This window comes from Flavobacterium agricola, assembly GCF_025919725.1.
GTDB classification, from domain to species: domain Bacteria; phylum Bacteroidota; class Bacteroidia; order Flavobacteriales; family Flavobacteriaceae; genus Flavobacterium; species Flavobacterium agricola.
The window spans coordinates 1976889-1990199 of record NZ_CP081495.1 but is presented as its reverse complement, the minus strand read 5'-3'; the positions used below and the strand labels follow the sequence as shown (position 1 = coordinate 1990199).

At 33.7% G+C, this 13311-nt stretch carries 13 protein-coding genes and 1 pseudogene; 5 read left to right on the top strand and 9 right to left on the bottom strand.

What is annotated here, in order from left to right; all coding sequences use genetic code 11:
• Window positions 1–47: 47 nt before the first annotated feature.
• Window positions 48–755 carry a hypothetical protein gene (locus K5I29_RS09935; RefSeq protein WP_264432943.1) on the top strand — a complete coding sequence of 236 codons (708 nt, stop codon included), beginning with the start codon at window positions 48–50 and terminating at the stop codon, window positions 753–755.
• Window positions 756–812: 57 nt separating this feature from the next.
• Here K5I29_RS09935 and rpmA read toward each other — a convergent pair whose 3' ends face one another.
• Both rpmA and rplU read right to left on the bottom strand, forming a co-directional pair.
• Complete coding sequence (rpmA, locus tag K5I29_RS09930) at window positions 813–1073, bottom strand: 50S ribosomal protein L27 (RefSeq protein ID WP_264432941.1); 261 nt, start codon at window positions 1071–1073, stop codon at window positions 813–815.
• 11 nt (window positions 1074–1084) lie between these two features.
• A complete protein-coding gene (rplU, locus tag K5I29_RS09925; RefSeq protein WP_264432940.1) occupies window positions 1085–1396 on the bottom strand; it encodes a 50S ribosomal protein L21 in 312 nt (103 codons plus the stop codon).
• Between the two features lie 161 nt (window positions 1397–1557).
• Here rplU and K5I29_RS09920 point away from each other — a divergent pair, with 161 nt between their 5' ends.
• Together K5I29_RS09920 and K5I29_RS09915 are read left to right on the top strand one after the other, a co-directional pair.
• On the top strand, window positions 1558–2880 hold the full coding sequence (locus K5I29_RS09920; RefSeq protein WP_264432938.1) for a M16 family metallopeptidase: 1323 nt from the start codon (window positions 1558–1560) through the stop codon (window positions 2878–2880).
• A 22-nt stretch (window positions 2881–2902) separates the two neighbouring features.
• Window positions 2903–4963, top strand: a complete 2061-nt coding sequence (locus tag K5I29_RS09915; RefSeq protein WP_264432937.1) for a M16 family metallopeptidase — start codon at window positions 2903–2905, stop codon at window positions 4961–4963.
• Between the two features lie 103 nt (window positions 4964–5066).
• On the opposite strand, the gene K5I29_RS09910 is transcribed toward K5I29_RS09915, so the two are convergent.
• Window positions 5067–5402, bottom strand: a complete 336-nt coding sequence (locus K5I29_RS09910; RefSeq protein WP_264432935.1) for a HopJ type III effector protein — start codon at window positions 5400–5402, stop codon at window positions 5067–5069.
• Between the two features lie 10 nt (window positions 5403–5412).
• A complete protein-coding gene (gene trxA, locus K5I29_RS09905) occupies window positions 5413–5706 on the bottom strand; it encodes a thioredoxin (RefSeq protein ID WP_264432934.1) in 294 nt (97 codons plus the stop codon).
• 210 nt (window positions 5707–5916) lie between these two features.
• On the opposite strand from trxA, the gene K5I29_RS09900 reads away from it, so the two are divergent.
• Entirely contained in the window at window positions 5917–7332 is a 1416-nt protein-coding gene (locus K5I29_RS09900; RefSeq protein WP_264432932.1) for an MBL fold metallo-hydrolase, read from the top strand.
• A 29-nt stretch (window positions 7333–7361) separates the two neighbouring features.
• Here the strand turns inward: K5I29_RS09900 and K5I29_RS09895 are convergent, their stop codons facing one another.
• The 5 genes from K5I29_RS09895 to K5I29_RS09875 form a co-directional block, all read right to left on the bottom strand.
• Window positions 7362–7775, bottom strand: a complete 414-nt coding sequence (locus tag K5I29_RS09895) for a YeeE/YedE family protein (RefSeq protein ID WP_264432931.1) — start codon at window positions 7773–7775, stop codon at window positions 7362–7364.
• A gap of 4 nt (window positions 7776–7779) precedes the next feature.
• On the bottom strand, window positions 7780–8331 hold the full coding sequence (locus tag K5I29_RS09890) for a YeeE/YedE family protein (RefSeq protein WP_264432929.1): 552 nt from the start codon (window positions 8329–8331) through the stop codon (window positions 7780–7782).
• Window positions 8332–8422: 91 nt separating this feature from the next.
• Window positions 8423–8992 carry a DNA-3-methyladenine glycosylase I gene (locus K5I29_RS09885; protein ID WP_264432927.1) on the bottom strand — a complete coding sequence of 190 codons (570 nt, stop codon included), beginning with the start codon at window positions 8990–8992 and terminating at the stop codon, window positions 8423–8425.
• A 60-nt stretch (window positions 8993–9052) separates the two neighbouring features.
• On the bottom strand, window positions 9053–10675 hold the full coding sequence (locus K5I29_RS09880; protein WP_264432926.1) for an Ig-like domain-containing protein: 1623 nt from the start codon (window positions 10673–10675) through the stop codon (window positions 9053–9055).
• A 103-nt stretch (window positions 10676–10778) separates the two neighbouring features.
• Window positions 10779–11465 (bottom strand): ComF family protein, encoded by a 687-nt coding sequence (locus K5I29_RS09875; RefSeq protein WP_264432924.1) that lies wholly within the window; start codon window positions 11463–11465, stop codon window positions 10779–10781.
• A 109-nt stretch (window positions 11466–11574) separates the two neighbouring features.
• On the opposite strand from K5I29_RS09875, the pseudogene K5I29_RS09870 reads away from it, so the two are divergent.
• A pseudogene (locus K5I29_RS09870) lies at window positions 11575–13124 on the top strand (glycine--tRNA ligase).
• Window positions 13125–13311: the final 187 nt, after the last annotated feature.

Below are 13311 nucleotides of genomic sequence, written 5' to 3'. Positions count from 1 at the left end.
TGTAATAAAACTTTGTTACGCATCGTTTGCATATAAAATAACTAACCATGAAAAAAATTATCTTATCGTTAGCAACTTCTGCGTTTGTTTTAGTTTCATGCAACTCACAAAAAACGGCTCAAGCAGAAGCTAACAATCAAACGGCATCATCTTCAAATACAAAAGGCGCCGATCGTGCAGAAGCAGATTGGCAAAAAGGATTGCGCAAAGCGAAAGCCGACTTACGTGTTGCAACCCAAAACCTTGAACAAGCCAAAGCAAAGCACGATCAAGCTGCAGAAAAAATTGCAAATCAAGCGTACGTGCAAGCACAATTAGATTTTGAAAATGCACTATTAGCTCGTAAACGTGAGCAATTTTTATTAGAAAGTGAATGGCGCAATAACATGCATAAAGCTAAAGCTGATTTACAACGCACCACCCATAATTTAGAACGTGCTAAAGCCAACCACGATAAAAAAGTTGAGGCAGATGCACAAATTGCTTATGATGCGGCACACGAAGCCTTTGAAAAAGCAGTTGCTGTACGTAAAGCACATAACCAACGTGTAGAAAAAGATTTACATTTAACCACCCGCCATGCTGAATATAAATTATTTAAGGTTGAAAAAGATTTAGCCGAAGCAAAAAAGAAGCAAAATGCCGAAGCAGAAAAAGTTGCGCAAGCAGCTTATGATAAAGCTATAAAAGAATTAGAAGAGGTAAACGCAACAACAACCCGTTTAATAAACGAATCTAAAGCCCGCACAAAATAAAGCAATAAAAAAACCCACTATGCAGTGGGTTTTTAATTTTTTCAAGATATGTAAAAATTATGCTTCAAATGGTAAAACAGAAACGTAAGATTTGTTATCTTTTTTCTTTTGGAATTTAACAACTCCATCAACTTTAGCATGTAAAGTATGATCTTTACCCATGTAAACATTTTCACCTGGGTTGTGCTTTGAACCTCTTTGTCTTACAATGATGTTCCCAGCAATGGCAGCTTGTCCACCATAAATCTTAACACCTAAACGTTTCGATTCTGATTCTCTACCATTCTTCGAACTACCGACACCTTTTTTGTGAGCCATGATGTGTAAAATTAAATGTTAATACCTTCGATTACAATTTGTGTTAAAGCTTGACGGTGACCATTTTTCTTTTGGTAACCTTTTCTTCTTTTCTTTTTGAAAACAATAACTTTGTTTCCTTTTAAATGCTTTAATACTTTAGCTCCTACAGAAGCTCCTTCTACAGCTGGGGCGCCTAAAGTGATTGTTCCGTTGTTGTCTACTAAAAGAACTTTGTCAAAACTAACGTTTGCTCCTTCTTCAACAGCTAAGCGATGAACTAAAACTTTTTGGTCTTTGCTTACTTTAAATTGTTGCCCTGCTATCTCTACGATTGCGTACATAACAATGTTTTTAATTAAACTATTTTAAGAGCGCAAATATATAACATATTATCATTAAATCAAATACTTACATCGAATTGTTAGTAAAAAAAGTAAAAAAAAAGACCGATATATTAAATAAGTCAGTAATTTAGACGTTATCTACTAAATATTAATATTTTATGAAAAAATCTTTATTAACGCTAAGTGGTATTCTTACCTTTCAATTAGCTGCGTTTGCGCAACAAGTTGCCTATGAAGAGTACAATTTAGACAATGGTTTGCATGTAATTTTACATCAAGATAAAACCACGCCTGTAGTTGTTACTTCAGTATTATATCATGTTGGTGCGAAAGACGAAAACCCTGAAAGAACGGGATTTGCTCACTTTTTTGAACATTTGTTGTTTGAAGGAACTCAAAACATTCCGCGTGGTGATTGGTTTAAAATAGTTGCCAGCAACGGAGGGCAAAACAATGCATATACCACTGACGATAAAACGTATTATTACGAAGTTTTTCCGTCTAACAACTTACAATTAGGTTTGTGGTTAGAATCTGAACGAATGTTACATCCGGTAATCAATCAGATTGGAGTTGATACGCAAAATGAAGTAGTTAAAGAAGAAAAACGTTTACGTGTAGATAACCAACCTTACGGAAATGTTTTTACCGCGGTTAAAAAAGAATTGTTTAAAAAACATCCGTACCGTTGGACAACTATTGGTTCTATGGATCATTTAGATGCGGCAACTTTAGATGAATTTTTAGCTTTTAATAAAAAATTCTACGTACCAAATAATGCAACATTGGTTGTAGCTGGTGATTTTGAAGTGCATCAAGCAAAAAAATGGATTCAAGATTATTTTGGCGGCATCAAACGCGGAGAACCAGTTAAACGTCAAACATTTGTTGAAGACGAAATAACTACGCAAATTACGGCAACTTACGAAGATCCTAATATCCAACTTCCAATGGTATTAGAAGCTTACCGCGTGCCATCAATGAAAACGCGTGATGCTCGAGTTTTAGATATGATTTCTAGTTATTTATCAGGCGGACAAAGTTCTGTGCTATATAAAAAATTAGTTGATAAAGATAAAACAGCTTTACAAGTTGGTTCGTTCAGTAATTCGTTAGAAGATTATGGTATTTATATCATTTACGCAATTCCGTTTACAGGTAAAACTAGCGAACAAGTAGTTAGCGAAATTGATTTTGAAATTGCAAAACTTCAAAAAGATTTAATTTCTGAGCGCGATTTTCAAAAACTACAAAACGTTTTCGAAAACCGTTATGTAAGTCAAAACGACGATATTGAATCTGTTGCAGATAATTTAGCAACATATTCAGCGCTTTACGGTGATATTTCATTAATCAATACCGAAATAGATATTTACCGATCTATTACAAGAGAAGAAATTAGAGACGTAGCTAAAAAATATTTAAAACCTAATCAACGTGTTTTAATAGATTACGTTCCAGCTCAACAAAAAGCGCAATAAACCAATCACAAATACTCGAAATATGAAAAAATATATATTCCTGGCAGTCGGTTTACTGTTTAACTTATCGGTTATTCAAGCTCAAGACCGTAGCATGCCATCACCAGGGCCAGCGCCAACGGTTAACGTTGGTAAACCAGTAACTTTTACCTTAAACAACGGACTAAAAGTTTTAATTGTAGAAAATAACAAATTACCTCGCGTTTCGTATAACTTAACGATTGATGTAACTCCATATACCGAAGGAAAAACAAAAGGTGTTTCTGATATGGTAGGGCAAATGTTAGGTACAGGTACGCGTAAAATGGCAAAAGATGAGTTTAATGAAGAAGTTGACTTTTTAGGTGCTAAAGTTTACTTTAACTCAAATGGTGCGTATGCAACCAGCTTGTCAAAATATTCTGACCGTGTTTTAGAATTAATGGCTGATGCGGTTACTAATCCGGTTTTTAGACAAGAAGAATTAGATGATAACAGAAATCGTGCGATTGAAGGTTTAAAAGCTCAAGAAAAAAATACAAGTGCTATTGCTTCTCGTGTTGAAAATGCTTTAACCTACGGAGTAAATCACCCAAAAGGTGAATTTATAACGGCAGAAACTTTAAATAACATTACGCTAAATGATATTTCGGTTAATTACCACACGTATTTTGTACCGGGTAACGCCTATTTAGTTATTGTAGGTGATGTAGATGCCAAAAAAATGAAAAAGCAAGTGGACAAATATTTTGGAAAATGGAAAAGAGCCATTGCACCAAATGTTAGCTTTGCTGAACCTAAAAATTTACAATACACACAAATTAATTTTGTAAACGTGCCAAATGCAGTTCAATCTGAAATTCGTGTAGTAAATACAGTAGATTTAAAATACAACGATAAGGATTATTTTGCGGTATTATTAGCCAATCAAATTTTAGGTGGCGGTGGCGAAGGTCGTTTATTTTTAAACTTACGTGAAGATAAAGCCTGGACCTATGGTGCCTATTCATCTGTTGGAGCAGGAAGATATACAACCAAATTCCGTGCTACAACATCGGTGCGTAATGCAGTTACAGATAGCGCAGTTGTTGAAATTTTAAACGAGCTAAATAAAATTAGAAACGAAAAAGTTACTAAAACCGAATTAGATTTAGCTAAGGCAAAATACATTGGTAACTTCGTTATTCAGGTTCAAAAACCAGAAACGGTTGCAGGATATGCTTTAAACACAGCGTTAAATAATTTACCTGATGATTATTATGAAAACTTCATAAAAAATATTAATGCAGTTACGATTGATGATGTACAACGCGTAGCAAAAAAATATTTTTTAGCAGATAATGCACGTATTGTTATTGCAGGTAAAGCGCAAGAAGTTTTACCTAATTTAGAAAAAACAGCTGCGAAAGAAAAAATTGCGATTTTTTATTTTGATGCATTCGGAGCTAAAGTTGATAAGCCAGAAGTTAACCGTGAAATTCCTGCTGGCGTTACGGCAACAAGCGTTTTAAACGATTATTTAAAAGCTATTGGTGGTACAGCAAAATTAAAAACAGTAAAAACTTTATTAGTTGCTGATTCAGGAACCATTCAAGGTCAACCTATTGAAATAACAACCATGTACAGTGCTGACGGAAAATTAAATATGATAACCAAATCTTTGGGTCAAGTTTTATCTCGTCAGGTATTTAATGGCACAACTGGAGCAATTATTCAGGGCGGACAAACTATTCCGATGCCAGAAGCAACGATTAAAGAATTAAAAGGACGACCAATTTTTGTTGAAGAACAACTTTTGCAAGCCGGAGCTAAATTAACAGCTTTAGAAACTTTAGATAATAAAGATGTTTATGTAGTTACGTTAGATAATAAAACGTATTACTACGATGCACAAACAAAATTAAAAGTTGCAGAAAAAACTGAAGTAGAACAAAATGGCCAAAAAATAGCTACTATGTCTTACTTTACAAAATATACAGATGTAAAAGGAATTAAATTTCCGTTTGAAACCGATCGTGAACTTGGGCCTGGATTTAGCATTAAATTGTTAACAAATTCGGTTCAAATTAATGAAGGAGTTAATCAAAACGATTTTAAATTCTAAAATGGGCACGGTTTTTGTTTTATACAAAATATGTTATTTTGAAGTTTTCCCATTATAGATTTTATTGAGTTAAAAAAAGCTGGTTTTTTTAAACCAGCTTTTTTTATTTTTCAATTAAAACATCTTTTTCAAAAGTTACACCGTCCCATCCGTGTTGCATAAACTGACGAATGTTTTGATGTGCTTCGCCATCAGGATCATTTAAAACAGCTTGATAATGTTCTGCAAATAAACATAAGGTATCATTTGCCGATAAACCTTCTTTTTTTGCAAAAAATAAAACTCTTGCACTACCTTGGTTTTGCGTTCCTTCGTTTTTTAAACTTCCATTTGTAAACGCTGTAGGCTGGGCTTCATACAAATTTTCGATATGCGCTAATACATCGTTAAAAATTAATTCTTGCTTTTGTAAAGCATCTAATATATTCTGAGTAGTCATAACTATTGTTTTATTTGTGTTGTTCTATAATGCGAACCAAATCTTGTGCGCCTACAACACCGCTGTGACGCCAAACTAATTCTCCGTTTTTAAATAAAAGCAATGTAGGCATGCTTCTTATTTGATATTCAGCAGCTACTTCCCTATATTTATCCACATCAACTTTTACAATTTTTACCGCATCACCAACGTGCTGTTTTACCGTTTGTAAAATGGGTTTTAAGGTATGGCAAGGTCCGCACCATTCTGCAAAAAAATCAACTAAAACTACCGGGGTTGTTTGTATTAATTCTTGTAAAGTCATAAATCAAAAATATTTTTTACTATAATAAGTAAACTTTTTGTACTATTATATAAAAGTTACATATTTAAATTACATTTAACTTTATTACTAAAAACAATAAAACTTATTGATTTTTTAAAATCAAGCTGCTCTAACAAACCAAGTAAAATGTTTATTTTTACTTTTTACAAACGAAATAACTAAATTTGCATTTGCACAAAAAATAAAACCATGATAATAGAACAAATTTATACCGGTTGTTTAGCACAAGGTGCTTATTATATAGAAAGCAACAAGGAAGCTGTTATTATTGATCCGTTACGAGAAATTAAACCATATATAGAAAAAGCAAAACAAAATAACGCAAAAATTAAATATGTGTTAGAAACGCATTTTCATGCAGATTTTGTAAGCGGTCATATTGATTTAGCTCGTGAAACAGGTGCAACCATTGTTTACGGTCCAACAGCAAATCCTGAATTTGATGCGCATATTGCTACTGATGGTGAAGTTTTACAAGTTGGTGACCTTACCATAACTATTTTACATACGCCAGGACATACGTTAGAAAGTACCTGTTTTTTATTAGCCGATGCTACAGGTAAAAACATTGCTTTGTTTACCGGAGATACGTTGTTTATTGGTGATGTAGGTAGACCGGATTTGGCTCAAAAAATTTCAGCTGATTTAACGCAAGAAATTTTAGCTCAAAAATTATATCATTCTTTACATACTAAAATTATGCCGTTGGCCGACGATATTATTATTTATCCGGCACACGGAGCAGGTTCTGCTTGTGGTAAAAATATGAGTAAAGAAACTTTTGACACCTTAGGTAATCAGAAAAAAGTAAATTATGCTTTACAGCCCATGGATGAAGCAACTTTTGTAGAAAAAGTGCTTGACGGTTTAACACCGCCTCCGGGGTATTTTCCTGAAAATGTACTTTTAAATAGTAAAGGTTACGAAAATATTGATGCAGTTTTACAACGCGGTTCTAAAGCATTAAAACCTGAAGAATTTGAACAAGTTGCAAACGAAACAAATGCTTTAATTTTAGATACCCGAAATGGACAGAAGTTCATGGAGAAATTTATTCCGAATTCAATTTTTATTGGTATTGACGGTGGTTTTGCCCCTTGGGTTGGTACTTTAATTACAGATATTAAACAACCTATTTTATTAGTTGCTGATCAAGACCGTGTGGAGGAAGTTATTACGCGATTGGCTCGTGTTGGTTATGACAATACGTTAGGTTACTTACAAGGCGGAATTGCTGCTTGGGAGGCTGCCGGTAAAGAAACAGATACTATTACAAGCCTTTCAGTAGCTGAGGTTGCTGCACGTTTAGAAAACGAAAATGACGTTGCTTTGGTTGATATTCGTAAACCGTCAGAATACGAGGCAGAACATGTTGTTGATATAAACAATGTTCCGTTAGATTATATCAACTCAAATTTCAATCAGTTAGATAAAAATAAAACATATTTTATTCATTGTGCTAGCGGATATCGTTCTATCATATTTACTTCTATTTTAAGAGCGCGCGGTTATCAAAATTTAATAGATGTTCAGGGTGGTTTTAAAGCCATAAAGGCATCAGATTTATACAAGTTAAGTTCGTTTACATGTACAAACGCGATATAAAAAAAGCAGGCTTTTAAGCCTGCTTTTTTTTAATGTGGTAATTTATGTTTTATAAGACCGTATAAATAAGTACCTACTAAAGCACCAAATATTACAATTAACATGCTCCAAACGCCAGCACCAACCAATACAAACATTGGACCTGGGCAAGCGCCAATTAAAGCCCAACCTAAGCCAAAGCTAATACCACCAATTAAATAGCGCGCTATAGATTTTTCTTTTGGTTGAATAATAATTGGATTACCATTAAAATCTTTTTTATCTGATTTTTTAATCCAATATGTACCTAGTACGCCAACGAACAGCGCACCGCCCATAAAGCCGTACATATGAAACGATTGAAATTGAAACATTTCGTAAATACGAAACCATGAAGCTGTTTCGGCTTTGTACATTACAATTCCGAAAGCCATTCCTAATAAAATGTATATAAAGTTTTTCATGTGCTTATCCAAAAATTAAAGGAAATAGTAAATGAATCATAACTAAACCACCAACAAAAAAACCAATTACGGCAATTAAAGATGGTAACTGAAAGTTGCTTAAGCCCGAAATTGCGTGTCCGGAAGTACAACCACCAGCATAACGCGTTCCAAAACCAACTAATAAACCACCAACAAGTAAAATAATAATGTTTTTAACGGTTAGTACGTCAAAAATTTCGGTTGGTTCGTAACTTTGTCCTGCACTTGCAAAACCTAAAGCTTGTAAGTCCGAAATTGTATTTTGTGAAATTGCCGGAACTTGGTTGTTAGATAAAAACTGCACGGCAACAAATCCGCCAAGAATAGCGCCTACAGCAAATAATAAGTTCCATTTTTGCGCACGCCAATCAAAATCAAAAAAGCTTACTGATTTTCCTGCACCAAGCAAGGAACAGATATTTCTGAAGTTTGACGAAAAGCCAAAACTTTTTCCTAGTAAAACTAGTAAAATCATAATAATCCCAATTAATGGGCCGCCTACATACCAAGGCCAAGGTTGCATAATAAAATCCATAGTTTAAAAAAGGAATAATTTGTTTGCTTTGCGCAATATCTACATAAAATTTGCTGTATGCAAATTTTACTGTTTTAGAAATAATTAAATTTTATTTGGATGCGGTTCTAACAAAACAATCTTCGGTGTGATCATTTACCATTCCGATAGCTTGCATATACGCATAAACGGTTGTTGAACCTAAAAACTTAAATCCGCGTTTTTTTAAATCTTTACTAATAGCATCTGAAATGGGCGTGGTAACGTAAAAATGTTGCTTGGTAATATGGGAATTGTTTACAATTTGATTGTTGGTAAAGCTCCAAAGGTATTTACTAAACGATCCGAATTCTTTTTGAATTGCAATAAAAGCCAACGCGTTGGTAATGCTTGCCTTTATTTTAAGTTTATTTTTTATAATGCCATCGTTTTGTAATAATTCGGCTATTTTATCATCACCATATTTTGCGATGGCTTGTACATCAAAATTAGAAAATGCTTGCTTAAAGTTTTCGCGTTTTACTAAAATGGTAAACCAACTTAAGCCTGCCTGAAAACTTTCTAACAATAACATTTCAAAAAGTTTGGCATCATCGTAAACCGGTTTTCCCCATTCTTCATCATGATATTGAATATATAACGGATGATTGCTGCACCAAAAACAACGTGTTTTGCTTTCCATAAAAAGATTTATATTTTAAAATAAAGGTATAAAAAAAGCAACCATTTAGGTTGCTTTTTTTTATTGAGGTATGGTAATGGTTTGATTTATTTCCCAGTTTGCTCTGGCATCTATTACTTGCGGGTAGTAATAAACTTCTTCGGGTTGTTGTTTTAATAAATAATTACCCGTGGTCCATTCGCCATTTTTATCGGTATCGTAAATAATTCGCACCGTATATTTATTAGGTTCAATAGCATTAAATATAAATTCGGTTTCTTTTTCGCTATATGCCTCGTAAATTACTTTTTCTTTGCTATCTAAAAGCTGTAAAATGATTGGAAATTCTTTTATATTTTCTACCGTAATATTTAAGTTAGCAAAATCGGTGTACACCGGAATGTTTATTTTGGCTACAATGGTATCGTTTGCTTTTCCGTAAAAATCTACCAAAGTTTCTGGCAAAAAGGTTGCGGTAAGTACTTCGTTTTCGTGCTTTTCAAAAAGTAATTCAACTTTGTTATTTAATTTATTTAGAACAACTTCAAACGGAACTGCGGTTGAATCTTTTTTAAGAAGCGTTACCTTAGTTGCATCAAAAGTTTCTATTGGCGTTGATGCAGTAATGGTAAAATTATCTCTAAAATTTAAGGCACTACTTTTTGGTATGTTAACAACCAACGTATCGGTTTGTTTCATGGTTTTTAACTTCAACGCTTGCTCGTACGTTTCGCCTAAATTACTTAGCTTAATTTTTAAAGAATCTTCTTTTTGAATTTCTAATTCGGGTAACCAAAGTAAAATAGAATCTTTTTCTGTAACTCGGGTAAAACGAGTTTCAATTTTATTGTTGTTTAGTTCGGCATCAATAGTAAAATCTTCAAACTTAGTTTTACCAATACCAAACGAAACTTTGTTGTTGCTTTGTTGCGCCGGACGTTTTAAAGCAAACGGTTCAATTTCCTGAAACATTTTTAAGTTAAAAGTTGTGGTAGAATCTACCGGAAAAGTAATCGGTTCGTCTAGAAATCCAATTTTATCTACCGCCGGATCAAACAAATTAACACGTCCTTTATCTTTTAAGGCAATTAAATAATAGGTTCCTTCTTTTACAAAATCTAAAGTAAAATCGCTATTTTTCTCTAACGTATTGGTAATATATAGCGGTGTTTCTTTGTAAATGGTAGAATCAGAAAAGGTTTCTGCTGGGTATAACATTACGCTTACATAATCATCATTGGTTTGTGAAAGCGCGTCCGAGGTTGTTCCGCTAAGCTTTAACGAATCAATTACATCGCCGGTAGAAAAAACATATTTAAAGGCAGAATACGGATTGCCTTCGTTATTATCTATAATACTTTCTCCAAAGTTAATGCTGTACGTGGTATTGTCTTGTAACGTATCAGTAAAACGTAAAGTTAGCGTTTTGCTTGCTCCGCCTTGTGGCGTAATGCTTAATTGCTTTTTTAACGGCGGCGAAACAATAACTTGTTTGTTGGCATCTTTAACTTTTACATATTCATCAAAAGTTAAAGTAATGGTTTTACCTTCAAACTTTTTGCTGTAATTTTTAGGAAAACTTGATGTTAGTACCGGAGCCAACGTATCTTTTGGTCCGCCAGTAATAGATCCGCGTTTTGCGCAGTTAGTTAAAATAATTGGAACTAAAATGAGTAGAATGAACCAATATTTTGATTTAAACATAAGTACGTGTTTTAATCTACAAAATAACCATTTTATTTTTTTGTAACGAAACTTTTTAAATTAAAGTTTTTACAAGGCTGGGTGTGTATTTTTTAAAATAAAACTAATGGGCATAAGCTAGGGTTAAAATACTAACTTCTGCATCAGGAATTTGTTGTAAAACTTTTGCGCATTGTATTAAGGTAGATCCGGTTGTAAGCACATCATCTATTAAAACAAAATGCTGCGCCTGTGTAACCCAATCGCTTAATCCAAAAATAGGTTTTTCGCCTAAATTGCGTTCGGTTAAGTTTTTTTTGGTCTGAGTTTTATTATACAAGTTTCTGACTAAAATGTCTTTGTTTATTTCTAGATTATGATTTTTTGCCAAAGTTTTGGCAAAGGCATGTATTTGATTGTAGCCCCGTTGTTTTAATCGTTTAGGATGTAACGGAACCGGAATTAAACAACAATTGGTTGGGAAAAAGTTTGAAGCTTGCAAGGCATCTGCGAACATATTAGCTAATAATGCACCTAATTCGGGTTGGTTTTTATATTTTAATTGATGCAAAATGTGCTGGGTAATACCATCTTTTTCAAAATACAACAAAGCGGCAACCTTATTTACGGGCACAATGCCATAAAATTTTTTGTACGCTTCGTTGTTGGGCTGCGTTAAAAAGTTGGTTTTAGGCATTTCATACCGGCAGTAACTGCAAAGCAATCGCTCGTTTCCGTTTAAAATAGCTTTGCAGCCTGCACAAACCTCCGGAAAAACTACATGTAAAATACTACGTAATATAGATTTCATAAATCGTAAATTAAACACTAATTTTACTACAACGAATTTTATGCATAAAAACATATAAAATTCGTTATAGTAAATCGTTAATAACAAGGCAATTTTATATTTTTGCATTATGGCAAAACAAGAAGATTTTTTAAAAATGTAGTTTCGCACGCAAAGGAGTATGGATATATTTTTCCATCGAGCGAAATTTATGATGGTTTGAGCGCTGTTTATGATTATGCTCAAAATGGTGTTGAATTAAAGAGAAACATCCGTGAATACTGGTGGAAATCTATGGTGCAAATGCACGAAAACATTGTGGGCATTGATGCATCCATTTTTATGCACCCAACCACATGGAAAGCTTCTGGCCACGTAGATGCCTTTAATGACCCGTTAATTGATAATAAAGATTCTAAAAAAAGATATAGAGCTGACGTTTTAATTGAAGATTACTGCGAAAAGTTATTTCAGAAAGCACAAAAAGAAATTGAAAAAGCGCGCACGCGTTTTGGAGAAGCTTTTGATGAAGAGCAATTTGTGGCAACTAACCCACGTGTAGTTGAATATTTAGCGAAGAAAAAAGAAATTTTAGAACGTATGGCTAAAGGTTTAGATACCGGTGATTTAGCCGACGTAAAAGCGTTGATTGAAGAATTAGGTATTGCAGATCCTGAAACCGGATCTAAAAACTGGACCGACGTTCGTCAGTTTAACCTAATGTTTGGTACTAAGTTAGGTGCATCTGCCGATACGGCGATGGATTTGTACTTACGTCCGGAAACGGCACAAGGTATTTTTGTTAACTTTTTAAACGTGCAAAAAACTGGGCGTTTAAAAATTCCTTTTGGTATAGCACAAACAGGTAAAGCGTTTCGTAATGAAATTGTAGCGCGCCAATTTATTTTCCGTATGCGTGAATTTGAACAAATGGAAATGCAGTTTTTTGTTAAACCAGGTGAAGAAATGAAATATTACGAGTACTGGAAAGAAACGCGTTTAAAATGGCATTTGTCTTTAGGTTTAGGAAAAGAAAATTACCGTTACCACGATCACGAAAAATTAGCGCATTATGCTAATGCTGCTACAGATATTGAGTTTAATTTCCCATTCGGATTTAAAGAATTAGAAGGAATTCACTCGCGTACGGATTTTGACTTAAAAGCACACGAAGAACATTCAGGCAGAAAACTACAGTTTTTTGATAACGATACCAATTCATCATACACACCGTTTGTGGTAGAAACTTCGGTTGGTTTAGATCGTATGTTTTTATCTGTTTTTTCTAAATCTTTACAAGAGGAAACGTTGGAAGACGGATCTACACGTACCGTTTTAAAATTACCTGCTGTATTAGCACCAACTAAAGCTGCTGTTTTACCTTTAGTTAAAAAAGATGGTTTACCAGAACTAGCACAAGAAATTATGAATGACTTAAAATGGGATTTTAATGTTGCTTACGACGAGAAAGATACGGTTGGGCGCCGTTACCGCCGTCAGGATGCATTAGGAACGCCTTTTTGTATAACGGTTGATCACCAATCATTAGAAGACAAAACGGTTACCATTCGCCATCGCGATAGCATGAAACAAGATCGAGTAGCTATTGCAGAATTGAGAAACTTAATTAATAACGAAGTTTCGATGCGTAATTGGTTACAAAAAATGAATAGCTTATAATTTTAGTACATACAATTAAAAACCTCTGTTTTAAAACAGAGGTTTTTTTTATGCATTATTGTAAACCGTAAGTATTTCTGCAAAAAACCGTAATAGGATGTATTTGGTATTTATTATGTTTATTAAAAAATAAAATAGCAATCCTTTTTGAGTTTTATGTTCTTTTAGCGAATAAATTAACCGTTTG